The following is a 24,887-nucleotide window of genomic DNA, read 5'->3' on the forward strand; positions in this document are numbered from 1 at the left end:
GGGCGTGCAGGGCCGCGGCGCACGCGTCGGCGCGTGCCGCGAGGTCGCCGCGGGTCACCCGGACGCCGGCCCCGCGCCGTCCCGTGGTCAGCAGCGCCGGCGCGCCCGGGTCCCGCCGCAGCGCGTCGAGCAGCTCGTCGGCGAGCAGCCCCGTCGTCGCCGGGCCACCGGCACGCGTGCTCATCGCGGGTCCGGGGTGAGCGCCCCGGGGCCGCGGTCGAGGTACCACCGGGCCGACCCGACGACGCCGTACGCGGCGATCCGCCGGGTCGAGTTCTCCACCACCATGTCCCGGCGGTGCACGATCGCCGCCGAGTGGGCGCGGGCCCGGTTGAGCATCTCCCGGTCCGTGGGGGACGGACGGCGCGGCATCCCCCCGCAGCGCCCGTACAGGTCGGCCGTGATCGCCATGTTGTTGCCCGCGTGCATCCGGTACGGCGCCAGGTACCGGGAGCCGTCCGGCCGCCGGCGGTGCGCCGGCCGCACCCGCCCGAACAGCGCCGCCGCGCGCACCATCAACGCGAACCCCGCCCGCCCGAGGGGACCGTTCTCGTCGCGGCGGGCGACGAGGTGCCCGCAGACCATCTCCGCGCCGTCGTCGAACCCGGCCCGGGCCGCGGCCAGCCAACCCGGGTCCGGCAGGCAGTCGGCGTCCGTGCGCGCCAGGCGGGTGGCGCCCTGCTCGACCGCCCACCGGAAGCCGGTGTCGACGGCGGCGCCGACACCCCGCACCGGCTCGTGCAGGACGGTGACCCCGAACGGCGCGGTCCGGGCGAACGCCTCGACGACCGCCACCGTCCCGTCGGTGGACGCGTTGTCGACGACCACCACGTGCGCCGGCCGCAGCGTCTGCGCGGCCAGCGCGGCCAGCGTCGCCGTGATCCGCTCCTCCTCGTCGAAGGCCGGGACGACGACCACGGGCACCTCGGTGGCGATCACGACCGCTCCCACAGCATGGTCGTCACGCTGATGCCGCCGCCGAGGCCGACGAGCAGCACCCGGTCGCCCGGGACCAGCGACGGCCACACCCGGGCGAGCTGGACGCCGAGGGTGGCGCTGGCCATGTTGCCGAGGTCCTCGACGGTGACCTCGAGCCGGTCGGCGGGGGCGCCGGTGACCTCGACGAACCGGTCCAGGTACGGCCGCGTCACCTGGTGCACGAGGACCTTCGCGATCCCGTCCCAGTCGGTGCCGGCCCGGGCCAGGGTGCGGTCGACGATGGACGGGCCGACCTTCTCGAACACCTCGCGCAGCTCGGATCCCGCACCGGTGAAGTACGTGTGCTCGGGGTCGCGGGGGTGCCGGGACCCGCCGCCGAAGATGCCGCCGACCTGCCAGTGCTCGCTGTGCGTCTCCGTGTCGACGTGCAGGATCCCGCCGCGCTCGACCTCCTCGAGGACGACGGCCGCGCCGCCGTCCCCGAAGGTGTACCCGGCGAACGACTCCACGGCCTGGCGGACGGAGCCGACCTTCCACCGGATCGAGCGGGTCGGGGTCTCCCCGGTGACGACGAGCGCCCGCCGCGCGCGACCGGCCAGGACCATCGACCGGGCCAGGTCGATGCCGTTGACGAAGCTGTTGCAGGCGTTCGAGACGTCCAGGCAGTGACCGGTCGTGCCCAGTTCGTGCTGGACGACGTGCGCGGTGGCCGGCTCGGTGACGTCGCGGGTGGCGGACGCGAACAGCAGCAGGTCGACGTCCTGCGGCGCGTACCCGCCGGCGTCCAGCGCCTGCCGGGCGGCGGCGACGGCGAACGTCGACGCGTACTCGTCGTCGCGGGCGACCCGGCGGGTGCGGATGCCGGTGACGTGCTCCATCACCCGCCGGGGGATGCCCACCCCGGACTCGGCCTCGACCCGCTGCTGGACCTGCGCGGTCGTCATCACCTGCTCCGGCAGGCTCATCGTGGCGCCGACGATCCCGACCCTGCGTGCTGGCTCGCCCATGCTCTCCCCAGTGGTGCGGGGCGCCGGGTGCGCCGCCGTGGCGTCAGGATCGTCGGCCGCCGACGGGGCCGGGTTGAGCCCCTGGCCCCGTGATCCTGGGTACCGGTGCTCAGATCACCCGAGCGGGTCGCGGGACACCGGGCAGGACATGCACCGCGGCCCGCCCCGGCCGGAGCCCAGCTCGGAGCCGCTCAGCCGCACGACCTCGATCCCCTGGTCCTCGAGCCGCGCGTTGGTCTCCACGTTGCGCTCGTAGGCCACGACGACGCCCGGGGCGACCGCCAGGGTGTTGTTGCCGTCGTCCCACTGCTCGCGCTCGGCGGTCACCGGGTCGAGGCCGGTGTCGATGACCCGCAGCCGGTCGATGCCCATCGCGGCCGCGGCGGCCTCCAGGAACGGCCGGGCGTCCGGGGTGACGTGGACGTCGTCCCCGGCCGGGGTGACCGTGTGCGCGGTCAGGTCGTGGGCGATGTTCGGGTACATGACGACCGCGTCGGCGTCGACCATCGTGCACACGGTGTCCAGGTGCATCGTCGCGCGCTCCTGCGCGATCGGGACGGCGAGCACCGTGTGCGCGACGCCCGCCTCGAAGGCGCGGCGCGCGAGCCGCTCGACCCCGGCGGGGGTGGTCCGCTCGCCGGTGCCGACGGCCAGGACACCCTCGCTGAGGACGAGGACATCCCCGCCCTCGACGTGCTCCAGGGTGTGGTCGTAGACCAGCTCGGTGCCCGCGAACCGGGGGTGGTGGGAGTAGATGGTCCGGGTCAGGGACGTCTCCCGCTCCCGCGCCGGCATCGCCAGCGACGTCACCGCGACCTTGTCCCCGATCCACGCGGAGGAGTCGCGGGTGAACAGCAGGTTCGGCAGCGGCTCGACGACGAAGTCCTCCGGCGCCGACAGCGTCGTCACCAGACCGGGCTCGGTGACCGGGCGCCGCTCGTTCAGCTCGTCGACGCGCAGGCCGCCCATGAGGACCGCCGCCAGCGTCGCGGCGTCCAGCTCCTCGAGGTACCCGCGGACCCGCCCGGCGAGCGCGTCACCGAGGTAGGGGCTGGCCAGGGCGCTGGCGATCGCGTCGCGACGCGCCGCGTCGACGGCCAGCGCCTCGGTGAGCAGGTCCTTGACGTAGAGGACCTCCACGTCCCGCTCGCGCAGCGCGTCGGCGAACGCGTCGTGCTCCTCCTGCGCGCGGGCGACCCACGGGATGCCGTCGAACAGCAGCCGGTCGTTGTTGCGGGGCGTCAGGCGCTGCAGCTCCGTCCCGGGACGGTGCAGCACCACCGTGCGCAGCCGGCCGACCTCGCTCGTGACGCGGTGCGGGGCGCGCTGGTCGTCGTGGGTCGTCATGGCAGGCGAGGGTAGTTGCTGGCCGGTCCGCCCACGCGCGCGTCGGCACCCGGACGGCGGGCCGGCGCAACGTCCGACCGGATCAGGCCTGGGGACGCTCGTCCGTGAGGGCCGGACGTGCGGCTCGTTGCGCGGCCAGGTGCTCCGAGTCGTCGTACGGGTCGTGCGGCGCCTCGTCGGCCCGCCCGTCGGCCCGTCCGTCGTCCAGGTCGGAGTCGTCGTGGACGATCGTCGCGAGCAGGGCCAGCACGAGCGTCGCGAACGGGCCGAACGGCAGGCTCAGCAGGAACCACACCCACCCGCGCCGGCCCTTGCCCTGGGCCAGCACCGCGTTGATGAGCGCGAGCGTCCCCCAGCCGACCGTGAACTCCTGCGTCGCCTCCACGTAGCCCTCCACGAAGTCGGTGAACGCCTGGACGACCTCGGTGAGGACGTCCTGGGGTGCCGCGGTCACGGCCGGACGACGCGCACGGACCGCTCGTAGACGGTCACCACCGACCCGACGGGGACCTGCCGGCCGCGCCGCGTCTCCACCTCGCCGTCGACGCGGACGTCACCCTCCTCGACGAGGAGCCGGGCCTGGGCGCCGTCCTCGGCCAGCCCGGCGAGCTTGAGCAGCTGCCCCAACCGGATCGACTCGTCCCGGATCGCCACCTCGTCGATCGCCTCGCCCGCCGCCTCGCCCGCCGCCTCGTCCACGCCGCACATCATGGTGGGCCGCCCGCTGCCGTGACCAGCGCGGCGGTGTCCACGGGTCGATACGGTGCGGTGGTGACGCACACAGCAGCCGGGGTCGCGGTCGTCGTCCCCGCCAAGGACGAGGCGGACCGGATCGCCGCGACCGTCGGGTCGGCCCGCACCATCCCGGGCGCCGACCTGGTCGTCGTCGTGGACGACGGCAGCACCGACGGCACCGCGGCGGCGGCCCGCGAGGCGGGGGCGGTCGTCGTCGAGCACCCCCGCAACCGCGGCAAGGCGGCGGCGATGGAGACGGGGGCGGCGGCGGTCGCCGTCCTGGAGCAGGCGCACGCCCGGCCCGAGCCCCGCGCGCTGCTCTTCGTCGACGCGGACCTCGGCGAGACCGCCGTGAACACCGCGCCGCTCACCGAACCGGTGCTGGCCGGCGAGGCGGACATGACGATCGCGGTGCTGCCGAAGCAGGCGACCCCCGGGGGCGGGCGCGGCCTCGTGGTGAACCTGGCCCGCAAGGGCGTCGTGCAGGCGACCGGGTGGACGCCCACCCAGCCGCTCTCGGGGATGCGGTGCCTGACCCGCGAGGCGTTCGAGGCGGCGCTGCCACTGGCCCGCGGCTGGGGCGTCGAGACCGCCCTGACCATCGACCTGCTGCAGCGCGGCTACCGGGTCACCGAGGTCCCCTGTGACCTGCACCACCGGGTCACCGGCACCGACCTGCGCGCCCAGCTGCACCGCGCCGCCCAGTACCGCGACGTGGCCCGCGCCCTCGTGGCGCGCCGGGCTCGCCGGCTCCTGGGCGGGGCCGGGGGGCCGGACCGGACCCGCCGCTGACCCACGTGGACGACGCACCCACGCCGCCGCTCGCCCCCGCCCACGCGTCGGCCGCGGCGACCCGCACCGCCGCGGTCCTGCTCGCCGTCTCGCTGACCCTGCTCCTCGTCGTCGCGCTCGCCGGTGAGTCGGCCGCCGTCCCCGGGCTCGGGCCCGCCGCCGGGCACCCGGCGTGGTCGGCCGACCTCGGGTGGGGCTCCGGGGTCGTGACGCTGCTCCTGGTCGCCGCCTACGTCGCGGGTGCGGCGGGGGTCGCGACCGGGCTGCTCGCGCTGCGGCGCGGCGCGGTGCTCGACCGCCGCGCGGTGGTCGTCGCGGCCGTCGTCGTCGGGACGGCGGTCGCGGTCGTGCCGCCCGTCGGCTCGGGCGACCACCTCAACTACGCCGCCTACGGCCGGATCGCCGCGGCCGGGGACGACCCGTACGTCGACCGGCCGACCGAGTGGCGCGACGGCCGCGACCCGGTGGCGTCGGCGTCCGAGCCGCCGTGGACGGGCACCCGCAGCATCTACGGCCCCGTCGCCACGACGCTCCAGGCGGCCGCGTCGCACGTCGGCGGCGACTCGCTGCGGCTGACCGTGTGGGCGTGGCACCTGCTCGTCGTCGCGGCGTGGGCGGTCACGGCGTGGGCGCTCGACGCGCTGGCCCGCCGCGGCCCGCCGGGACGGTCCACCGCGACGGCGCGCGGGCGGGTCGCCCTGCTGTGGACGCTCAACCCCCTGGTCGTCGGGCCGGCGGTCCTCGGCAGCCACCTCGACACCGTCGGCGTCGCGCTCGTCGTGCTCACCCTCCTGCTGCTGCGGCGCTCCCCGGTGCTGGCGGGCGCCGCGCTCGGTGCGGCCGTGGGCGTGAAGCTGCCGTTCGCCCTCGTCGGGCTGGCCGTGGTGTGGGGCCTCCGGCTGCGCGGCGGCGCGGGGTGGGCCCGCACGGTCGGGCTGGGGCTGGTCGGCGCCGCGGTGGTCCTCGTCCCGGCGCACCTGTGGGCAGGGGCGCACGTCTACGACCAGCTCGAGCGGGCGCGCCGCTACGTGTCCCTGGCGACCCCGTGGCGACCGGTCGCCGACGCCCTGGACCCGTCGCTGGGCACCGAGCCGACGCGTGCCCTGGTCGGCGCGGCCAGCGTCGTCGTCGCCGCCGTCCTCGCGGTGCTGCTCGCACGCGCCGTCCGGTCCGTCCCGGCGGCGGGAGCGGACGCCGCCACGACGAGCGCCGTGCGGGCCACCTGGGTGCTCGGTGCGGCGTGGCTGCTCACCGCGCCCTACGCCCTGCCCTGGTACGACGTGCTGGTGTGGGCGCCGCTGGCCCTGCTCGGGGCGACCGCGACCACCGGCTGGCTGGACGGCGCCGTGCTGGCCCGCGCCACCGTGCTGGCCGTGGCGTACGTCCCGGGCCGCGTCGTCGGCCTGTCCCCGCAGGTCGAGCAGCTGACGCTGGCGTTCAGGGCGGACGTCGCGCCGTGGCTGGTCAGCGCGGCGGTCCTCACCCTCGCGGTGCGCTCGTCACGTCCGGGGACGCCCCTCCGGCGGGGTCGGGACCAGCGCCCGGTCGGGGCGCGGCGGGCCCCCTCGCCCCGTCCGGACCGGGGCTCGTGACCGTCGTCTCGGCGTCCGCGAGCTCCAGCGTCCGCACGCTGGCCGCGATGAGCAGCGGCACGGCGAGCACGCCACCGATCGCGGGGACGACGGTGCCCGAGTCGTTCACGGCGAACCCGATCGCGAGCATCACCAGCAGCGCGACCAGCCCGTGGCGCAGGGTGGGCGCGTACTCGTAGGTGCGCTGCAGGGCCGGTGCCCCCCACGCCACGGGTCGCATCAGGACCAGGCCGACGAACACCGCCCCGAACGGCACGAGCAGGCTGATCTCGCTGCCGGTGAGGATGTTCCAGTTCTGCTCGAGCTTGCGCTCGATGACCGGCCACGCCCCGCCCTCGAGCAGCGTGTCGACGAACCGGCCGAGGTGGGTGCGGTTCTGCGCGGGGCGCATCCAGTCCAGCAGGGACAGCGCCGCCACCACGAGGAGCGTCCCGGCGCCGACCGCGAGCAGCCGCCGCCACGTCAGCCGGACGCCGGCGACGAGCAGCGCGAGGACGGCGAAAGCCGGGACCATCGCGGGCGGTCCCCCGAAGTCGCTGCCGATCCCCGGCGTCCCGTCGACGACCACGGCGACCAGGCCGATCCCGGCGACGATCGCGACGGCCGCCCGGCGCCGGTCCACGCGCAGGGCGGCGTCGGCCAGGGCGGTCGCCAGCAGCAGCGACCCGGTCGCGAACAGCGCGAACTGCTGGTTGCCGAGCCCGTAGAACCGTCCCCCCACCAGCGGCTGCTGCCCCATCAGGCTGGACAGCTGCAGGTGCGAGCCGGTCGCGACGTCCACCGCCAGGACGCCGGCGGTGATCCCCGCGACCGCACCGAACGGCCCGAGCCGGCGGCTGCGCCACGGGCCGAGCATCGCCACGGCGGCGATGAGCAGCGTCCAGAACCCGGTGACGGCGACCACGGCGAGCAGGTCGCTCTCGGCCCGCCACCACGGCACGAGGTTGGCCAGGAACGTCGCGGCCGGCACGCACGCGAACACGGTCGCGACGCGGCGCAGCCAGCGCAGCACCGGACGACGCCCCTCGGGGCCGCCCCACTGCACCTTCAGCGCGAGGGCGGCGAGCCCGTACAGGAGCAGCTCGGCGAGGACCAGGCCGAGGAAGAACGGGGGGATCAGGCGCTTGACGGCGGCGGCGCTCTCGTCGAGGTCGAGCACCTTGCGGTACAGCTCCTGCGGGGTGGCCGCGGTCGCGTCGAGCTCCTGCACCGGCGCCCCCACGAGCCCGCCGGGGGTCGGCAGGCCGAGCAGGGAGACGAGCGTCGGGGTGAGGTCGGTGGCCTGGACGACGCCGTCCTGCCGGGTGGAGCGCGACCCGAGGAGCGTGCCGGAGAAGCGGTCGCCCTCGGCGGTGGGACCGGTCGCGGCCAGGTACCCCAGGTGCGGCGTGCGGCCGGAGTCCGCGAGCGAGCCCACCAGGACCGTCGCGTCGTCGCCCACGGCGGCCAGGACCTCGGCCACGACGGCGTCGGCCCGCGCCACCTGGTCGGGTCGCGCCCCGCGCAGCCGGTCGCGGTCGTCGGCGGGCAGGTCGTCGGGGTCGCGGACCTCCCCGGCGTCGACGACGAGCAGGTCCGGTGCGTCGGCGAGCACTCCCGCCAGGTCGGCGGCGAGCGCCGCCGTGGACGTCGGGCGGGGCAGGTAGCGACCGACCACCCGGCCCTCGCCGGTGGCGGTGGCGACGGCCGCGCCGGGGCCCATGGCGACGACGTCGACGTCGCCGCGGGCCAGGGCGTCGCCGAGCAGGCCGGGGCGGGCGTCGAAGGACTGCTCCTCGGCCTGGGTCACGTACCGGCGCCAGGCCGGGAGCCGGCCGGCGGTCAGGGGCGGCACCGGACGCTGGCACGCACCGGAGGCGAGGTCGTCGGCGAGCCGTCGTCCGGCGCTGACGGCGAGCCAGCCGTCGACGGGGCACGTGGACGAGCGGACGGAGCGCACGGCCACCGTCCCGACCGAGCCCTCCTGCAGCAGGGACCACAGGGCGGGGGTCAGCTCCGGGTCGACGTCGTCCCACCGCACGCCGTTGACGCCGACGAGGACGACGGGTCCGGGCACGGGCGCGGACGTCGCCGTCAGGCGCCCGCCGGGGCCTGCGGCGGAGGCCGGCGGCCCGGTCAGCAGGCCCGTGACGACCGCGGTCAGCAGGACCGCGAGCGCAACCGTCGCCGCGACCGGGCGCGCGACCCGCGACCGGCGCGCCAGCCGCGGGGCAGCGGTGCGCACGGCAGGCAGGGAGGGCGGGGGCACCTGCCCAGGCTAGTGACGCCCGGTGGGCCACCCGGTGCCGCGGCGTGCCCGGCCTGTGGAGGACCGGTGACGGGCGCGGGTCGGACGGGCATCAGACGGGCATCAGACGGGCATCAGACGGGCATCAGACGGGCAGCGGCACCCCGGCCAGCTCCAGCCCGGTGACGACCGCCATCAGCAGGCACACGCCCGCGCCGACCCGCTGCACGGTGGCCAGGCGGATCCGCCGCAGCAGGGCCCGGCCGAGCAGGGCGGCCGTGCCGGACACCAGCAGCAGCGCCGTCCAGGACCCGGCGAACACCGACACGGGGTCGTCGAACCGGACGACCAGGCCGGCGGTCAGCAGCTGGGAGAGGTCGCCCCACTCGGCGAGGAAGAGCACGAGGAAGCTCGTCCCGACGACCCGCAGGCCGGTCGCGCCGGCCCGGACCCGCCCGGCGAACTCCTCCTCCGCCTCGGCCTCGGCCTCGTCGGCGCCGCGGGCGGAGCGCCACAGCAGCACGGCGCCGGCCAGGAACAGCAGCATCGCCGCGGCGGTGACGGGTGCGCGGGGCAGCTGGGCGAGCAGGCCGCCGGCGGTGACGGCGATGAGGGTCTGCACGGCGAACGCGGCACCGACGCCGATCCACACCAGCAGCGGCCGGTAGCGGGTGGACAGCACGAGCGTCGCGACGAACGTCTTGTCGGGCAGCTCCACCGGGACGATGACGAGCAGGGCGGCGAGCGCGACGGCGAGGTCCATGGCGGGCGTGACGTTACGCGCTCAGGTCGCGTCGTCCGCCGCCGGGCCCAGCAGCTCGGGGCCCAGCAGCTCGCGACCCAGCAGCTCGCGACCCAGCAGCTCGGTGGCCAGCGCCCCGGCCCGGGACAGCACGACCTTGACCGGCAGGCCCAGCGCCCGGGCGGCGCTCGCGGCGTGCTCGTACTCGGGCTGGGCGTTGACGACGGCGCCGTCGAGCACGGCGAGCTTGACGTCCACGGGGTGGCCGTCGACGTCCACGGTCGCGGTGCGGCGCTCGAGGGCCCGCTTGCCGACCCGGTGGCGGCGCAGGCCGATCGCGGTGGTGTGGGTGAGGACGACCCGCTCGACGGCGTCGAGGTGCCCGGGCGCGGTGAGCACGGAGAGCGTGTGCGCGGGCCGGCCCTTCTTCATCAGGACGGGGGTCAGCCACGCGTCGGACGCGCCGGCGTCCAGCAGGGCGGCGACGACGGACGGCCACACCCGGGGGTCGAGGTCGTCGACGTTGGTCTCCACGACCACGGGGTCGGACGGCGCGCCGTCGGCGCCGCCCGCGCCGGTGCCGCCGGCGGCCTGCCCGGGCGCCAGGGGTTCGCCGACCAGCAGCCGCAGCACGTTCGGGTGGTCGGGCAGGTCCCGTCCGCCGGCCCCGACGCCCTGGACGGCGACGGCCATCGCGGGCTGCGGACCCCAGGAGGTGACCCACTCGGCGAGCAGCGCCGCGCCGGTGGGCGTGGTCAGCTCGACGTCCACCGGCCCGCCGCGGGTGGGGACGCCGCGCAGCAGCTCCACGACGGCGGGACCGGGGACGGGCAGCCGGCCGTGCGCGGCCGCGACGGTGCCGCCGCCGACCGCCACGGTGCCCGCGGCCAGCCCCGACAGGCCGAGGGCGTGCAGGCCGGCGCACGCGCCGACGACGTCCGCGATCGCGTCGAGCGCGCCCACCTCGTGGAAGTGGACCTCGTCCGGCGTCGTCCCGTGCACGCCCGCCTCGGCCGACGCGAGCCGCTCGAACACGGCCAGGGCGCGGTCGCGCACGGCCGGGTCGAGGCCACCGGCGGCGAGCAGCGACCGGACGTCGGCCAGGGTCCGGTGGGTGGTCGAGTCCGTCCCCTCGACGTGCACGCGGGTGGCGGCCAGCCCGGATCGCTCGACCCGCTCGGCGCGCAGCCGCACGGGTTCCGGAGCGACGGCGTCCACCGCGTCCTGCAGCACCGCGACGTCCACCCCCGCACCGACGACGGCTCCCAGCAGCATGTCGCCGCTGGCGCCGGAGGCGCAGTCGAACCAGCCGATCACGCGTCGCCCGCGCCCGTCGCGGTCCGGGTCCGCTCCGCGCCGTCGGCGAGGTGGTAGGCGCGGCGGGCCACCCGCGCCGCGTGCACGGCGGCGCCGTACCCGTTGTCGACGTTGACGACGACGACGCCCGGGGCGCACGAGTTGAGCATCGCCAGCATCGCCGCGTACCCGCCGGCGCCGGTGCCGTACCCGCTGGCGGTGGGGACGGCGACCAGCGGCACCCCGGTCAGGCCCCCGACGACGCTGGGCAGCGCGCCCTCCATCCCGGCGACGACGACGAGGCAGTCGGCGCGCTCCAGGCGCTCGTGCGCGGACAGCAGCCGGTGGATGCCGGCGACCCCGACGTCGTGGACCTCGTCCACCTCGACGCCGTGCACGCGCGCGGTCAGCGCCGCCTCCGCGGCGACCGGCAGGTCCGCGGTGCCGGCCGAGACGACCGTGACCAGGCCGCGGGCCGCCGGCAGCGGACCCACGTACGCGGCCCGCGCCAGCTCGTCGACGTGGACGTGCGGGAGGCGCTCGCGCAGCACCCCGCGGGCGCCGTCCGAGAGCCGGGTCGCCATCACCGCGCGGTCCGGGTGGGCGGCGTGCAGGTGCGCCAGCGCCGTCGCGACCTGCTCGGGGGTCTTGCCCTGGCCGTACACGCACTCGGGGTCACCGGTGCGGGCGTGCCGGTCGGTGTCGAGCCGGGCGAACCCGACGTCGAGGTAGCCGGGGCCGGGCTCGGTGGGGTGGCTGTGCTGCACGTCCCGAGGGTAGTGCCGGGGACCGGTCCCGCCCGCCCGGGACCGCGCCGGCCGGGCACGTGGGGCGCGGACGCCGCGCGGGGAGAGGATGGGGTCGTGGACGAGGACGAGCGGCCCGGTGAATCCGTCGGACGGTCCGGACACAGGCCGGGTGTGACCCCCGAGCAGCGCTTCGAGGCGGTGTACCGCGCCCACTACTGGGACGTGGCCCGCTACGTCGCGCGACGCCTCGGGAGCACCGGCGACGCCGCCCGCGACCTCACCGCCGAGGTGTTCGTCGTGGCGTGGCGCCGCCGCCGGGCCGTGCCCGCCGAGCCGCTGCCGTGGTTGTACGTCGTCGCCCGCAACGTCGTCGCCAACGAGCTCCGGGGCCGGTCGCGGCGTGCCCGGCTGGAGCGACGGCTGTCCGCCGAGCGCTGGCCCGCGCCGGCGACGGCGGCCAGCCACCCGTCACCCGAGGAGCTGCACCAACCGGTCGACCCGGACCCCGAGGAGCGGGTCCGCTCGGCCATGGAGCGGCTCTCGCCCGCCGACCAGGAGGTCCTGCGGCTCGCCGCGTGGGAGCAGCTCGGGACCGACCACCTCGCGGACGCCCTGTCGGTCAGCCGGTCGGCCGCCGCGATGCGGCTGCACCGGGCCCGCCAGCGCCTGCGCGAGGTCCTGCACTCCGACCCCGACCTGGTCCACACCCTGAGGAGGAGCCGGTGACCGACGAGCTGGCGATGCTGCGCCGTGCCGACCCCGTGCCCCGCGACCACCCGCTGCTGGGCGACTCCCTGCTGGACGCCCGGGCGGAGAGCGAGCTGCACCGGCTCGTCGCGGGCGCCCCGGTGGCGGCCCGCCGGCGGACCCGGTGGGCGGCGGTCGCCGCCGGGGCCGCGGCGTTCGCCGTCGCCCTGGCCCTCGGCGCCGGGCAGGTGCTCGGTGGCGGGGCCCCGGCGGTGGCCGCGACCCCGCCGCTGCTGGACGTCGTCCCGCCGGACCCCGACGGGGTCGCGCTGCCGGGCACGGGCAGCCGGGAGGCGACCCTCGCCGGTGTCGCGGAGCGAGCGCGCGAGGCGACCGGCCCCCAGTCCGCCCAGCGCGAGGCCGCGTGGCGCGAGTGGTCGCTGTCCAGCCGCGTCGCCGGCGAGCAGGTGACGTCCGCCGTCCTGCCGCAGGAGTCCGAGCTGAGCTGGCGCGGCGACGGGTCCGGCACCGTGCGGGTGACGGTCGGGGAGCCGTGGTTCCCCACGGAGGCGCACCGGGAGGCCTACCGGGAGGGCGGTCCGGACGTGGCGCCCGGCGCGACCCTGCGCGCGGAGACCGTGCCGGCCGGCGGCCTCGCGGTGCGCTTCCCGCAGGAGCCGCCGGCCGACGCGGCGTCGCTGCGGGCCTACCTCGCGGTCGCGTCGCCACCCGGGTCGGAGGGGAGCCCGGGTGACGACGCGACCGCCGTCCTCACCGCCGTCGGGGACCTGCACCGCGAGTGGCGGTTGACGGCGGCCCAGCGGGCCGCGCTGGTGGAGGTGCTGGCCGGGACCGAGGGCCTGCGGGTCCTCGGCTCGACCACGGACCGGCTCGGTCGTGCCGGGGTGGCGCTCGCGGCCGACAGCGACGTGAGCGGCCTGCCCACGCGGACCGTGGTGGTCCTCGACCCGGGCAGCGGGGAGGTGCTGTCGATCGAGTCCTGGCTGACGCGGGACGCCGGCGAGCTGGACGTGGAGGTGCCCGCGGTCGTGTCCTACACCGCGTTCCGCTGACGCGACGGGTCCGCCGCCGGAACCGCCGCGACGACCCGCCCCCCGGTCCGCTCGCACTCCCCGTCGACCCGTCCCGCCGCAGGGACGGGAACCGAACCTGCCACGAGTGACGTCCCTCGCAGTACGGTCGGCGCACAGGCCGACCGGCGCCGGTGGACGGCGACGCCGTGGGAGAGGACGACGGATGAGGGCAGGTCACGGGGGACGGGTCGGGGGACGGGTCGTGACGGGGGGTCGCCGGGGCCGGGTGCGCCCGCGGCTGGCGGCGGTCGCCGCCGCGGCGCTGCTGACGACCGGCGTGCTGGCGGCGCCGGCGTCGGCGGGGCCGTCGCTGGAGCCGGTGGACAAGTCCGGTGCGGACGTCGCGGCCCAGGTCGCGGCGCTGCTGGCCGAGCACCCCGACGCCACGCAGGTCGGACCGCGGTCGGTGGCGTGGGAGGGTGGGGACGTCGTCCTGACCCTGCCGGACCCGCAGGAGCGCGGTGCCACCGCCTCGGCCGGGTCCTGCGGTGGCGGCTGGTCCTGCCTGTTCGAGCACAGCTGGTACGGCGGCCGGATGCTGCAGTTCCGCAGCTGCGGGTACCGCCAGAGCCTGGGCTCGTACGGGTTCGCCAACCAGGCGTCGTCCTGGGTGAACAACCGCGGCCAGTGGACCCGGGTCGGTGACGGGTCCTCGACGGTCCTGTGGACCGAGTACGGGTACGCGTCGGCGTCCAGCGTGGGGTGGGCCAACGACCGCGCCGACTGGATCCACCTGCTCTGCTGACGCCCGGTCACGCTAGGTTGCGGTCGTGCTGGACGACGCCACGACCGCGACCTGGCTGGGCCCGCTCGCGCTGCTGCTGGCCCTCGCGGGCCTCGCGGTCGCCGTCGGCGCCCAGGCGCGGCTGACCCGGGTGCGTCGCGCGCTCGTCGTCCTGCGCGGTGGCGGGCGCTCGGCCGACGTGCTGGACGTGGTCGCCCGCCAGTCCGAGGAGCTGCTGGAGCAGCGCCGGCAGCTCGACGCGCTCCGCGAGCGGTTGGAGGGCACCCGGGCCGACGTCGCGGCGTCCCTGCGGCACGTCGCCGTCGTCCGGTTCGTCGCGCCCGGGGACGCCGGCGGCCGCACGTCGTTCTCCGCCGCCCTCGTCGACGACGCCGGCAACGGCATGCTGCTGACGTCGATCGCCGGCCGCTCGGAGAGCCGCACCGTCGCCAAGTCCCTCGTCGGGGGCGCCAGCGAGCACCCGCTGTCCGACGAGGAGCTCGAGGCCGTCGCGGCGGCCACCGACCGCTCGAGAGGAGCGCGCTGATGCCTGGGGTCCCGCCGAGCCGCTTCGGGTACCTCGGGCCGGCGGCCACGTTCACGGAGATGGCGCTGCGGCAAGTGCCGGCGGCCGCGCGCGGCGAGCTGGTGCCGTTCGCGAACCAGTCGCTGGCCCTGGACGCCGTCCGCTCCGGTGACGTGGACGCGGCGATGGTGCCGATCGAGAACTCCGTCGAGGGCGGGGTGTCCGCCACGCTCGACGCGCTGACCGCCGGGGAGCCCCTCGTCGTGGTGCGCGAGGTCGTCGTCCCGGTGTCGTTCGTGCTGGCCGCCCGCCCGGGCACCACGCTGGCCGACGTGCGCAACGTCAGCACCCACCCGCACGGGCACGCCCAGTGCCGCGGCTGGCTGGCGGAGAACCTGCCCGGCGCGGGCTACGTCCCGGGCCTGTCGACGGCCGGCGCTGCAGCGCGGTTGGGTGAGGCGCCGGACCCGGCGGACGTCGGCTACGAGGCGGCGCTGTGCGCCCCCATCGCCGCCGAGACGTACGGGCTGGTGACGCTGGCCGCCGACATCGGCGACAACCCCTCGGCCGTGACGCGCTTCCTGCTGGTGTCGCGGCCGGCTCCGCCCCCGCCGCCGACGGGTGCCGACAAGACGTCGATCGTCGCCTACCAGCCGGACGACCACCCCGGCGGCCTGCTGGCGCTGCTGGAGCAGTTCGCGGTGCGCGGGATCAACCTGGTACGGATCGAGTCGCGCCCCACGGGCGACGCCCTCGGTCAGTACTGCTTCGCGATCGACGCGGAGGGGCACGTCGCCGAGGCCCGGATGGCCGAGGCGCTGGTGGGGCTGCACCGGTTCTGCTCGCAGGTGAAGTTCCTCGGGTCGTACCCGACGGCGGACGGGCGGTCGCACCGCGTCCAGCCGGGGACCAGCGACCGCGCGTTCACCGACGCCCACGCGTGGGTGGCGCGGCTGCGGGAGGGCCGGGTGGGCTGACCGCGGCGCCACCCGTCGCGTCGCTCAGGGGCAGGACCTGCGCCCGGCGCGGACGGCGGCCGTCGTGCCCGGCCAGCACGGCGTACCGCACGACCAGGACGGCGACCGTGCCGTTGAGCACGCCGACCACCACGTCGCTCGGGTGGTGCATGCCCCGGTAGACCCGCGCCGCGCCCACCGCGAGCGGGGGCAGCAGCATCCCCAGCAGCAGGACCACCCGCAGCCAGCGGCGCCCGACCCGCTCCACGACCACGAGGGCGAGCCCCAGCCAGAACGCCGTCGCGGCCCCCGTGTGGCCGGACGGGAAGCTGGACGTCGGCGGTGCCGGGTCGAGCTGCTCGACGTCCGGCCGGGCCCGCTGCACCACCAGGGTGGTGGTGAGGAACAGGGCCGACTGCGTGGCGACGCCGGCCCACAGCAGCAGCGCCGGCAGCCAGTCGCGCAGGGCCAGGCGCAGCAGCAGGCCCACCAGCAGGCCGCCGAGCACGACGGTGCCCGTGTTCGCCGTCCACGACGCCACGTGCGTGACGTCGTCCCAGAGCGGGGTCCGGCCGGCCTCCAGGTCGCGGACCACGGCGTCCTCCGCGGCGACCAGGTCACCACCGGGTCCGCCGACCAGCCAGCCCACGGCGAGCAGCACCGCCAGCCAGGCCCCGGCGGGGACGGCCGCCAGGCGCAGCGCGTGCAGGGCCGCGGGCCGGCGCTCAGCCACGGTGCGCTCCCGCGACGGTGCGGGCGCTGGCGTCCACGCCCGTCGTCAGGCGTGCCCGGGCCGCGCCGGCCCGCTCGCCGGGTCACCGGCGGGCACCCGCACGAGGAGCGACGCCTCGTCGACGCGGACCCGCAGGGACCGGACGTCGCCGATCGGGTCGCCGTCGAGCTGCGCCGGCTGCGGTTCCAGGGACTGGACGGTGATGGCCTTGCCCCGCCAGTGCTCGACGCGGCCGTGGCCCTTGCGCTGCCGGGTGATGACGTGGCCCGCGACCGCGGCCCAGCCGATGATGCCCTCGGGCGCGATGGACACGACGTCCAGCCACCCGTCGTCCACCTCGGCGTCCGGCATGAGGACCAGGCCGCCGAGCAGCTTGCCGCAGTTGCCGATGAGGACGGTGCGCACCCGGCGGCGCAGCTCCTCGTCGTCGTCGACGCCGATCCGGACCCGGCTCTGCTCGCCCTTGAGGTTGCGCAGCCCCGACACGGTGTAGGCGATGGGGCCGACCTTCGCCTTCAGCGCCTCCGGCGCGTGGGCCATCACCTGCGCGTCGAAGCCGAGGCCGGCCATGACGAGGAAGACCTGCTCCTCGCCGTCGTCGACCGCGATCCGCCCGACGTCGATGGGCCGGTCGTCGCCGGTCAGCGCGGTGCGGGTGGCCCCGGCCAGGTCGTCGAGGTCCATGTCGAGGTTGCGTGCGAGCAGGTTGCCCGTGCCGGCCGGCAGCAGGCCCATCGCGACGCCGGTGCCGGCCAGCGCCTCGCCGACGCAGCGGACCGTCCCGTCCCCACCGCAGGCCATCACGACGTCGGCGCCGCGCCGCACCGCCTCGCGCGCCTGGCCGACGCCCGGGTCGTCCGGCGTGGTCTCCAGCCACAGCGGGGCGGACCAGCCGACGTCCTCGCAGGCGCGGGTGATGGTGCGGCGGGCCGCGTCCAGGTCGTCGAACTTCGTCGGGTTCACGACCACGGCCGGCAGCGGCCGGTCGGCCTCGTCGGCCTCGATGCGGGTGCTCGGGTCGGGCGCCGGTGCCGACCTGCGCCGACCGCCCCTGCGGGTGCGGCTGGTGCCGGTCCGGGACGTGGGGTCGGACAGCCCGAGGACCCAGGTCACCGCCAGCGCGAACACCGTGACGGCGGCCAGCACCCCGGCCACCTCGAGCACACCCGCGTCGTTCACGCCCGCAACGTAGCCGGGTGCGCGCGAGGCGGCTCGCCCAGCGCCGCCCGGACGCCCGTGGGGTGCGTCACCGACCCGCCGCGGCGCGCGGCGATACCCTCGCCCGGTGATCGACCTGCGCCTGCTCCGTGACACCCCGGACGTCGTCCGCGCCAGCCAGCGCGCCCGCGGTGAGGACGAGTCCCTCGTGGACGCCGTCCTCGCGGCGGACGCGGAGCGCCGGGCCGCGCTGTCGTCGTTCGAGCAGCTGCGCGCCGAGCAGAAGTCGTTCGGCAAGCGGGTCGCCCAGGCCAAGGGCGAGGACAAGCAGGCCCTCGTCGCGCAGGCGAAGGACCTGTCCGAGCGGGTCAAGGCGGCGCAGGCCACCGCCGACGAGGCCGCGGCCCGGCTCGACGAGCTGGTCTGGCGGATCCCGAACGTCGTCGTGCCCGGCGTCCCGGTCGGGGGCGAGGAGGACTACGTCGTCCTCAAGGAGGTCGGCGCCCGGCGCGACTTCGCCGCCGACGGGTTCGAGCCGAGGGACCACCTCGAGCTCGCCGAGCTGCTGCGGGCGGTCGACATGGGCCGCGGAGCGAAGGTGTCCGGGGCGCGGTTCTACTTCCTCACCGGGATCGGCGCCCGGCTGGAGCTGGCGCTGCTCAACCTGGCGATGGACAAGGCCGTGGCCGCCGGGTTCACCCCGATGATCACGCCCACCCTGGTGCGCCCCGAGGTGATGGCCGGTACCGGGTTCCTCGGCGCGCACGCCGACGAGGTGTACCGGCTGGAGGCCGACGACCTGTACCTCGTCGGCACCTCCGAGGTCGCGCTCGCCGGGTACCACTCCGACGAGATCGTCGACCTGTCCGAGGGCCCGCTGCGGTACGCCGGCTGGTCCGCCTGCTACCGCCGGGAGGCCGGGTCCTACGGCAAGGACACCCGCGGCATCATGCGCGTCCACCAGTTCCACAAGGTGGAGATGTTCAGCTGGTGCCGCCCGGAGGACGCCGAGGCCGAGCACGTGCGGCTGCTCGGCTGGGAGGAGGACGTGCTCGCCGCCGTCGAGGTCCCCTACCGGGTCATCGACACCGCGGCGGGCGACCTGGGGTCGAGCGCCGCCCGCAAGTTCGACTGCGAGGCGTGGGTGCCGTCCCAGCAGCGGTACCGCGAGCTGACGTCGACGTCGAACTGCACGACCTTCCAGGCCCGCCGCCTCAACGTCCGGGAGCGCACGGACGACGGGACGCGCACCGTCGCCACCCTCAACGGGACGCTCGCCACGACGCGCTGGCTCGTCGCGATCCTCGAGAACCACCAGCAGGGCGACGGGTCCGTGGTCGTCCCGGCCGCGCTGCGGTCGTACCTGGGTGGCCTCGAAGTCATCGAGCCGGTCTGAGCCGCCGGGACGGCGCCTCCTGCGGCACCTGCGACATTCGTGAACGGGGTGCGGCCACCGGGTGACGGTTCCCGTCGACGGTCCGGACCACGCACGCGCGGCGGTTACGGTTGGTGGGTGACGTCGACGGCCCGTGCCCAGCTCGCCGCCACGAGGCCGACAGCGGACCTCGTGGCGCTCGACGTCGACGGCACGATCATCGACTTCGACGAGTTCATGTCCGACACCGTGCGCGACGCCGTCCGCGCGGTCGCCGACTGCGGTGTGCACGTCGTCATCTCCACCGGGCGCTCGCTCGTCGCGACGCTGCCGATCCTCGACCGCCTCGGCCTCGTCGACGGGTACGCGGTGTGCAGCAACGGGGCGGTGACCGTCCGGCTCGACCCGTCGCTGGAGAACGGCTACGAGGTCGTCGAGGTCGTCACGTTCGACCCGGCGCCGGCGCTGCGGCTGCTGCGCGAGCACCTGCCGACCGCCGCGTACGCCGTGGAGGACACCGGCACCGGCTTCCGGCTGTCCGGCCCCTTCCCCGACGACGAGCTCGTCGGCGAGCTGCGCGTCGTCCCGTTCGAGGAGCTGCTGCACGAGCCGGCGACACGCGTCGTCGTCCGCAGCCCCGAGCACACGCCCGAGGAGTTCCTCGAGCTCACCGAGAAGGTCGGCCTGCACGGCGTCAACTACGCCGTCGGCTGGACGGCGTGGCTCGACATCGCGCCCGACGGCGTCAGCAAGGCCAGCGCGCTCGCGCAGGTCGCGCGCGCCCTCGGCGTCGACCCGTCGCGCACCGTCGCCGTCGGGGACGGGCGCAACGACCTGGAGATGTTCGCCTGGGCCGGCCGCGCGGTGGCGATGGGCAACGCCGTGCCGGAGGCGCTCGCGGCGGCCGACGAGGTCACCGGCCACGTGCGGGACGACGGTCTGGTCGCCGTCCTGGAGTCGGTGCTGCCCGCGGCGCCCGACCGCCGCGCCGGCTGACGGGTTCGCCGGCGCACCCAACCGGACCGGCCCGCCCGCACGTCCTCAGGGTGTGACGGGCAGGGTGGGGCCATGAGGGCGGCCGAGGAGGAGCGCTTCCGGGCGCTGGCGGCGGCGAGCATGCCGTGGCTGACGCGGACGGCGACCGCGCTCGCGGGGGACGCGCACCGCGGCGACGACCTGGTGCAGGAGGCGCTGGTGCGGGCGTACGTGCACTGGCGGAAGGTCCGCGCCGCGGACGACCCGCGCGCGTACCTGCGGCGGATCCTCGTCCGCTGCCACCTGGACGCCGCCCGCTCGCCGCGGCGGCGCGAGGTCGCCACCGGCGGTCCGGACGACGTCGCCGCGTCGACCCGAGCCGCCTCGGGCCACGACCCGCACCGCCAGGTCGAGGACCGGCTGCCGCTGCTCGACGCCCTGCGCGGGCTGACCGACCGGCAGCGCGCCGTCGTCGTCCTGCGGTTCCTCGAGGACGTCGACGTGGCGGGCACGGCCGAGGCGCTCGGCATCAGCGCAGGGACGGTGAAGAGCACCACGCACGACGCGCTGCGGCTGCTGCGCGGGCGGCTGGACGACGCGGACGGCGGCCCGGCCTGTCGGCGTCCGAAGCGCACGAAGGGAGGTGGGCGCCGGTGAGCGACCTCAGGGACGACGTCCCCGCGGAGCTGCGGGGCACGGTCGACGCGCTGCGGCGGCAGGGAGACGCGCTGTCGCCGACCCAGGGACCGGACCTCGACGGCGTCCTGCACGCCGGGCGCGGGCAGGTCCGCCGACGCCGGGTGGTCGCCGGGGTCGCCGCGGCGGTCGTCGTGGCGGGGGTGGCGTTCACCGGGGTGCTGACGCAGACCCTCGGGGACGACCGGTCCGCCCCGCCCGCGGGGCCGTCCCCGACCGAGCCCACGGACCAGGCGACCGTGCAGGTCGCCGAGCGCCCGGTGACGGACCTCTACCCCGCGGCCGAGGAGGTGCTCGCCGATGCGGGGGTCGAGCTCGGAGAGAGGCTCGCGTGGAGCGTGGGCCAGGTGCCCGTCTACTACTGGCCGCCGGTGGCGGACGAGCTGGGACCGGTGGAGAGCATCCCCGAGCCCACGTACGTCCCGGTCGACGGCTTCCCCAGGGAGGGGTACCCGGCCACGGTGGCGGGAGCCGGGGTCGTCGACGAGAACGCCGACGGCTTCGGCTTGGAGGTCCACCGGGTCGACGGAGGGCTGCCCCTCGAGCAGGACTACTGCCGGTGGTGGGCGGCGCAGTCAGGCAGCAGCGGGATGGACGAGTCGCCGTGCGTCCAGGAGCGCACCTCCGACGGTGGGTTGCTCGTGACGCTGGCCGAGTACCACCGTGTCCACTACGTCTGGACCGGCGGGCAGGTGACGGCCTTCGCCCTCGGGGACCTGACGCCGCGGATCCCGCTGGAGACGCTGGAGGAGATCGTCACCGACCCGCGCCTGCGCTGGTGACCCGGATACGGCTCACCCCGCCCCTTGCTCACCGGTTGCTCGGTTTCGGACCGGGAAACCGAGCAACCGGTGAGCAAAGCAGGGCGGGGTGAGCAAAGCGGTGGCTCAGACGCAGCCGGTGAGGACCTCCACCGCGTCCAGGTCGAAGCCGTCGGTCGAGGGCAGGGTGCCGGGGCCGGTGGTGTCGTCCACGACCCGGACGTAGCGGGCCGCGGACAGGGACCCGAGGTCGAGCTCGGTGGTCCCGGTCACCCGGCCGAGCTCCACCCAGGTCTCGCCGTCGAAGGACGCCGACACCACCGCGGCGTCCGCACGGTCCTTGGCCCGCTCGTCACCGGCGACGACCCGCAGGTCCGCGGCGTCGCCGTTGGTGTTCTGCACCGGGCGGGAGAACTCCAGCACCAGCTCGCCGCCGAGGCCGAGGCTGACGAGGCGGCTGCGCGGACCCGACGTCCCCAGCGCCTGGTCGGCGTCGCTGAACCCGCGCGGGACGCCCGTCCCGTTGACGCGGGCGCCCTGGTCGAACGACGCGACGGTCTGCGCGTCGTCGGCGTAGCACTGCCCGGCGGACGCGGGCGTCAGGTCCAGACCGACCAGCACCGGGTCGTGGTCCGACGCCCGGTACAGGTTCGGCTCGTACCAGTCGGCCGGACGCCCGAAGTCCAGGTTGTAGTCCAGGGCGTCCGGCTCGTCGGCGTTGACGTGCCACTCCGCCGCACCGGTCACCTGCGACGTCAGCGACGCGCTCGACAGGGCGTGGTCGAGGTAGCCGACCTTGCCGTCGAACACGTACCCGTACGCGTACTCGCCACCGAACCGCTCGATCTCGTCGGTGTACCCCGCGGACTCCAGGGCCCGGATCGGGTCCTCGTGGTCGTAGGAGTTCAGGTCGCCGATGACCAGGTGGTCGGGGTCGCCGCTGCCGGTCGGGTCACCGGCGAGGAAGTCGGCGATCGCCTCCGCGGCCGCCACGCGCGTCTGGTTGCAGTTGCCCTGCCCGTCACCGGTGTCCGGGTCGCCCGCGCAGGCGGACCCCTTGGACTTCAGGTGGTTGACCGACACGGTGAACCGCGCGCCCGTCGCGACCTCGTCGAACGTCTGCGTCAGCATCGGCCGGTTGGCGGTGTCGACGAACCGCGGGTCGACCGAGCTGTCGAGGACGGCGAAGTCCCCGGCCGGACGGACGACGCCCGGCTTGTACAGCAGGCCGAGACGGATCGCGTCGGTGCCGATGACGCCCGTGTCGACGTAGTCGTACGTGCCCGCACCGAGGACGTCGTTGAGGCCCGCCACCAGGTCGGCGGCCGGCTCGACGCCCGGGGTGTTCTCCATCTCCATCAGCCCGACCACGTCCGCGTCCAGCTCGGCGAGCTGGGCGATCGTCTTGGCGCGCTGGCGCTCGAGCTCGGCGGCGCTGTCCGCACCGCGGCACTCCTGGTCCTGGTTCGCGCCGCAGACGTCGTTGCGGCCGTCGTCGATCGTGAGGAAGTAGTTCAGGACGTTCGCGCTCGCGACGGTCACCGACCCGCCGACCTCCGGCGCGCTGGTGGGCCGCTCGTTCACGGCCGCGTAGTCCCCGTACTCGGTCGGCTGGATCCGGTACAGCCCGAAGGTGTGGTCGATGACGCCCTGCACGCCGGTGACGGTGTCGCCGCCGCGGAAGGAGTTGTCGGGACCGAACGGCTCGCCGTTGCCCGGGTGCGGGATGACCGCCGGGTTCTGCGAGCTGTTGTCGTCGTCCAGCGTGATGATCCGCCGGGCCTGCTCCTCGGCGAGCTCCTGCGCCGGCGCACCCGGGTCGACCACGGCGGTCGGGGTGTGGAGCCGGTCCTGGCCGTCGAGCGGCTTGGCGAGGACGACCTCACCGAACCGGTCGTAGTTGAAGTACTCGCTGATCACGAGCGTGTCGGTCAGCTCGACGAGCATGCCCTCGGAGTGCTCGAGGTCGGATCGGTCCGCCAGCGGGAACGTCACGGCGGTCGGCGTCACCGTCCCGGTGAGGTCCGCGCACTGGTCCAGGACGGCGTCCCGCAGCTGCGTCTGGGAGGCGCCGCCCGACGTCGTGTACTCGCCGACCGTGCCGGTGACCCGGACGACCTGCCCGGGCTCCAGCCCGTCCAGCAGGTCGGAGCCGAAGACGAAGATGCCCTCGGACGTCGTGGCGTCGGCGTCCGCGTCGTCGTCCTCCTCCTGCACGTAGAAACCGGACAGGCCGGGCTTCGCGGCGGTGACGACGCCCTCGACGGACCGCGTGCCACCGAACGCCGGGTCGAACGTCGCCCCGCTGCCCTGGATCTGGTGGATCAGCGTGGCAGGGTCGCCGCACTCCGGGTCCGGCTCGGGGTCCGGGTCGGGGTCCGGGTCGCCGCCGCTGCCGTCACCGAGCGTCTGCCCGGTGTTGACGGCGCCGGGCGTCGCGCCACCGTCGGTCACCGTCCACGAGAAGTCGCCGTACGTCGTCCCGGACCCGGTCAGGGACAGCGACGAGCCGACGGGCGTCGAGGCGCCCTGGGCGACGCCGATGTCGGTGGACGTCTGACCGGCGGCGGGACCGGAGGCGGCGGTCATGGTGCCCTCGTAGCTGAGGAACTGCACCAGACCCGCCGGCCCGACCAGCGCGACGCCGTCCGGTGCGCCGTTCTGCACGCCGTTGCTCGGGTACTCGACCGCGACGGTGCCGTAGCCGCCCTGCTGGTTCGTCAGGGTCCCGCTGAGTGCGTCGGTGTCGTAGACCGCGCCGTTGGCGCCGTTGTAGAGCACGACGCTCCACCCCGACAGGTCCGTGCCCGCCGGTCCGGCGACCTCGACGAGCTCGCCGGTGTCCGTGCCGTCGTTGTCGTAGTGGATCTCGTTGATGAAGACCGTCGAGTCCGACCCGGGCACGGCCGCCGCGGGCAGGGCCACCAGCGGCACCGCCGCCATGGCCGCCGCCGTGCCGGCGAGGAGGGTGGACCGAGAACTGGGTTGCCGCATGCCGTAGTGCTCCTGTCGACGCCGCTGTCGTCCCCCGACCTGGCCGCGTCACTCTACGCACGCCGCGGGTCACCCGGTAGGAGCAGCGCGAGAGTCGACCAGGAGTTCACGTGCTGGTCGCCGACCGTGCTGCAGGCCACTGCGGCGCTGGAACACCCGCACTGACTTCACGGCGAGCACACGCTCCCGAGTCGACCTGGGACCGGCCCGACCACCGGTACCGTGCGCCGGTGACCGGGCCTCGGCTGTCGCTGCCAACGCTCTGGCAGCGGTTCACGGTGGAGGACGGCAGCCTGCCCAACGGGCGAGCCGAGGACGTCGGCCCCGGCGCGTGGACCTCCTTTCTCGACGCGCTCGCGCGCGCCGGGTGGGACGTCACGCAGGGTGACCCACCTCTGCTCCAGGGCCAGCGCGGAGCAGTGCCGCTTCCCTCCAACGAGGAGGGGTCCACCCTCCACGTCCGCCCGTCCTGGGGTGTGCTCGTAAACGTCTTCCCGAACTGGGGTGACGACAGCATCTGGTTCGACTTCGACGTCCGGGAGATGCAGCGACAACAGGACGCTGATGCACTGATGGCCTTTCTCCGCCTTCTTGGCCAGTCCGTTCAGCGTCCGGTGCTCTTGTCGTACGAGGGGGCGGACCATCTGGTCTTCGCGCGCTACGAACCACGGCTCGACGCCCTCGTGTGGACGAGGGCCCCCTCTACGTAGCGCCGCCATCCTCTCGCCGGGTCGGTGCACCGGCGCAGTGGGCGGGTGCAGCGGGAGCCGGTCAGGTCGCGG

24 protein-coding genes and 1 pseudogene are annotated in these 24,887 nt (G+C 75.9%); 12 read left to right on the plus strand and 13 right to left on the minus strand.

All coding sequences use genetic code 11. From position 1 onward, the window contains the following. From ACYVQV_RS16880 to ACYVQV_RS16905, 6 genes and pseudogenes are all read right to left on the minus strand, one after another. Positions 1-184: hypothetical protein (locus ACYVQV_RS16880; protein ID WP_461024484.1), on the minus strand; the 184-nt coding region annotated here is incomplete at its 3' end. Next, positions 181-939, minus strand: coding sequence for a glycosyltransferase family 2 protein (locus tag ACYVQV_RS16885; protein ID WP_461024485.1), 759 nt, complete (start codon positions 937-939; stop codon positions 181-183). The genes ACYVQV_RS16885 and ACYVQV_RS16880, both read right to left, overlap by 4 nt. Further along, entirely contained in the window at positions 936-1,946 is a 1,011-nt protein-coding gene (locus ACYVQV_RS16890) for a 3-oxoacyl-ACP synthase III family protein (RefSeq protein WP_461024486.1), read from the minus strand. The genes ACYVQV_RS16885 and ACYVQV_RS16890 overlap by 4 nt, the downstream gene beginning before the upstream one ends. Positions 1,947-2,060: 114 nt before the next feature. Then, positions 2,061-3,293 carry an arginine deiminase gene (gene arcA / locus ACYVQV_RS16895; protein ID WP_461024487.1) on the minus strand — a complete coding sequence of 411 codons (1,233 nt, stop codon included), beginning with the start codon at positions 3,291-3,293 and terminating at the stop codon, positions 2,061-2,063. A gap of 226 nt (positions 3,294-3,519) precedes the next feature. Continuing rightward, positions 3,520-3,690, minus strand: a pseudogene (locus tag ACYVQV_RS16900) (antitermination protein NusB); the annotation flags it as partial. Between the two features lie 53 nt (positions 3,691-3,743). Further along, the gene (locus ACYVQV_RS16905; protein WP_461024488.1) at positions 3,744-3,992 is read right to left on the minus strand and encodes an RNA-binding S4 domain-containing protein; all 249 of its coding nucleotides are present in this window, start codon (positions 3,990-3,992) and stop codon (positions 3,744-3,746) included. A gap of 72 nt (positions 3,993-4,064) precedes the next feature. Here ACYVQV_RS16905 and ACYVQV_RS16910 point away from each other — a divergent pair, with 72 nt between their 5' ends. Further along, positions 4,065-4,820, plus strand: a complete 756-nt coding sequence (locus ACYVQV_RS16910; RefSeq protein ID WP_461024489.1) for a glycosyltransferase family 2 protein — start codon at positions 4,065-4,067, stop codon at positions 4,818-4,820. A 5-nt stretch (positions 4,821-4,825) separates the two neighbouring features. Further along, positions 4,826-6,412: a polyprenol phosphomannose-dependent alpha 1,6 mannosyltransferase MptB gene (gene mptB / locus ACYVQV_RS16915; protein ID WP_461024490.1), complete on the plus strand. Its 1,587-nt coding sequence runs from the start codon at positions 4,826-4,828 to the stop codon at positions 6,410-6,412. Here mptB and ACYVQV_RS16920 read toward each other — a convergent pair. The 4 genes from ACYVQV_RS16920 to larB form a co-directional block, all read right to left on the minus strand. Beyond that, entirely contained in the window at positions 6,300-8,660 is a 2,361-nt protein-coding gene (locus ACYVQV_RS16920) for a hypothetical protein (protein WP_461024491.1), read from the minus strand. The genes mptB and ACYVQV_RS16920 overlap by 113 nt on opposite strands. 124 nt (positions 8,661-8,784) lie before the next feature. Continuing rightward, positions 8,785-9,402, minus strand: coding sequence for a TMEM165/GDT1 family protein (locus ACYVQV_RS16925; RefSeq protein WP_461024492.1), 618 nt, complete (start codon positions 9,400-9,402; stop codon positions 8,785-8,787). Positions 9,403-9,423: 21 nt separating this feature from the next. Continuing rightward, positions 9,424-10,698, minus strand: a complete 1,275-nt coding sequence (gene larC, locus ACYVQV_RS16930; RefSeq protein WP_461024493.1) for a nickel pincer cofactor biosynthesis protein LarC — start codon at positions 10,696-10,698, stop codon at positions 9,424-9,426. Then, positions 10,695-11,444: a nickel pincer cofactor biosynthesis protein LarB gene (gene larB, locus ACYVQV_RS16935; protein WP_461024494.1), complete on the minus strand. Its 750-nt coding sequence runs from the start codon at positions 11,442-11,444 to the stop codon at positions 10,695-10,697. Before larB ends, larC begins: the two co-directional genes overlap by 4 nt. Positions 11,445-11,597: 153 nt before the next feature. On the opposite strand from larB, the gene ACYVQV_RS16940 reads away from it, so the two are divergent. The 5 genes from ACYVQV_RS16940 (at position 11,598) to pheA (ending at position 15,434) form a co-directional block, all read left to right on the plus strand. After that, on the plus strand, positions 11,598-12,152 hold the full coding sequence (locus ACYVQV_RS16940) for an RNA polymerase sigma factor (protein ID WP_461024495.1): 555 nt from the start codon (positions 11,598-11,600) through the stop codon (positions 12,150-12,152). After that, positions 12,149-13,186, plus strand: coding sequence for a CU044_5270 family protein (locus ACYVQV_RS16945; protein WP_461024496.1), 1,038 nt, complete (start codon positions 12,149-12,151; stop codon positions 13,184-13,186). The genes ACYVQV_RS16940 and ACYVQV_RS16945 overlap by 4 nt, the downstream gene beginning before the upstream one ends. A gap of 184 nt (positions 13,187-13,370) precedes the next feature. Next, entirely contained in the window at positions 13,371-13,952 is a 582-nt protein-coding gene (locus ACYVQV_RS16950) for a peptidase inhibitor family I36 protein (RefSeq protein WP_461024497.1), read from the plus strand. 25 nt (positions 13,953-13,977) lie between these two features. Next, complete coding sequence (locus tag ACYVQV_RS16955; protein ID WP_461024498.1) at positions 13,978-14,478, plus strand: DUF4446 family protein; 501 nt, start codon at positions 13,978-13,980, stop codon at positions 14,476-14,478. Beyond that, positions 14,478-15,434, plus strand: a complete 957-nt coding sequence (pheA, locus tag ACYVQV_RS16960) for a prephenate dehydratase (RefSeq protein ID WP_461024499.1) — start codon at positions 14,478-14,480, stop codon at positions 15,432-15,434. The genes ACYVQV_RS16955 and pheA overlap by 1 nt, the downstream gene beginning before the upstream one ends. Here pheA and ACYVQV_RS16965 read toward each other — a convergent pair. Further along, positions 15,382-16,146: a phosphatase PAP2 family protein gene (locus ACYVQV_RS16965; RefSeq protein WP_461024500.1), complete on the minus strand. Its 765-nt coding sequence runs from the start codon at positions 16,144-16,146 to the stop codon at positions 15,382-15,384. The genes pheA and ACYVQV_RS16965 overlap by 53 nt on opposite strands. 45 nt (positions 16,147-16,191) lie before the next feature. Next, complete coding sequence (locus ACYVQV_RS16970) at positions 16,192-17,325, minus strand: diacylglycerol/lipid kinase family protein (protein ID WP_461024501.1); 1,134 nt, start codon at positions 17,323-17,325, stop codon at positions 16,192-16,194. Between the two features lie 106 nt (positions 17,326-17,431). Between ACYVQV_RS16970 and serS the strand changes: the two genes are divergently transcribed. The 4 genes from serS to ACYVQV_RS16990 all read left to right on the plus strand — a co-directional run bounded on the left by serS (position 17,432) and on the right by ACYVQV_RS16990 (position 21,132). Further along, on the plus strand, positions 17,432-18,700 hold the full coding sequence (serS, locus tag ACYVQV_RS16975; protein ID WP_461024502.1) for a serine--tRNA ligase: 1,269 nt from the start codon (positions 17,432-17,434) through the stop codon (positions 18,698-18,700). Between the two features lie 117 nt (positions 18,701-18,817). Then, positions 18,818-19,675 (plus strand): HAD family hydrolase, encoded by an 858-nt coding sequence (locus ACYVQV_RS16980; protein ID WP_461024503.1) that lies wholly within the window; start codon positions 18,818-18,820, stop codon positions 19,673-19,675. A 72-nt stretch (positions 19,676-19,747) separates the two neighbouring features. Next, positions 19,748-20,311 (plus strand): SigE family RNA polymerase sigma factor, encoded by a 564-nt coding sequence (locus ACYVQV_RS16985; protein ID WP_461024504.1) that lies wholly within the window; start codon positions 19,748-19,750, stop codon positions 20,309-20,311. Then, positions 20,308-21,132, plus strand: a complete 825-nt coding sequence (locus ACYVQV_RS16990; RefSeq protein ID WP_461024505.1) for a hypothetical protein — start codon at positions 20,308-20,310, stop codon at positions 21,130-21,132. Before ACYVQV_RS16985 ends, ACYVQV_RS16990 begins: the two co-directional genes overlap by 4 nt. A gap of 105 nt (positions 21,133-21,237) precedes the next feature. On the opposite strand, the gene ACYVQV_RS16995 is transcribed toward ACYVQV_RS16990, so the two are convergent. Beyond that, complete coding sequence (locus ACYVQV_RS16995) at positions 21,238-24,105, minus strand: ExeM/NucH family extracellular endonuclease (protein ID WP_461024506.1); 2,868 nt, start codon at positions 24,103-24,105, stop codon at positions 21,238-21,240. A 230-nt stretch (positions 24,106-24,335) separates the two neighbouring features. Between ACYVQV_RS16995 and ACYVQV_RS17000 the strand changes: the two genes are divergently transcribed. Beyond that, positions 24,336-24,815 (plus strand): hypothetical protein, encoded by a 480-nt coding sequence (locus tag ACYVQV_RS17000; RefSeq protein WP_461024507.1) that lies wholly within the window; start codon positions 24,336-24,338, stop codon positions 24,813-24,815. Positions 24,816-24,887 lie beyond the last annotated feature (72 nt).

The sequence above is a fragment of the Thalassiella azotivora genome (assembly GCF_054781695.1).

What these genes read in the sequence shown, in the direction of transcription:
- ACYVQV_RS16890 (WP_461024486.1), bottom strand. Translation starts at nt 1,946, where the DNA reads ATGGGCGAGCCAGCACGCAGGGTCGGGATCGTCGGCGCCACGATGAGC.
- arcA (WP_461024487.1), bottom strand. Translation starts at nt 3,293, where the DNA reads ATGACGACCCACGACGACCAGCGCGCCCCGCACCGCGTCACGAGCGAG.
- ACYVQV_RS16925 (WP_461024492.1), bottom strand. Translation starts at nt 9,402, where the DNA reads ATGGACCTCGCCGTCGCGCTCGCCGCCCTGCTCGTCATCGTCCCGGTG.
- ACYVQV_RS16950 (WP_461024497.1), top strand. Translation starts at nt 13,371, where the DNA reads ATGAGGGCAGGTCACGGGGGACGGGTCGGGGGACGGGTCGTGACGGGG.
- pheA (WP_461024499.1), top strand. Translation starts at nt 14,478, where the DNA reads ATGCCTGGGGTCCCGCCGAGCCGCTTCGGGTACCTCGGGCCGGCGGCC.
- ACYVQV_RS16985 (WP_461024504.1), top strand. Translation starts at nt 19,748, where the DNA reads ATGAGGGCGGCCGAGGAGGAGCGCTTCCGGGCGCTGGCGGCGGCGAGC.
- ACYVQV_RS16995 (WP_461024506.1), bottom strand. Translation starts at nt 24,105, where the DNA reads ATGCGGCAACCCAGTTCTCGGTCCACCCTCCTCGCCGGCACGGCGGCG.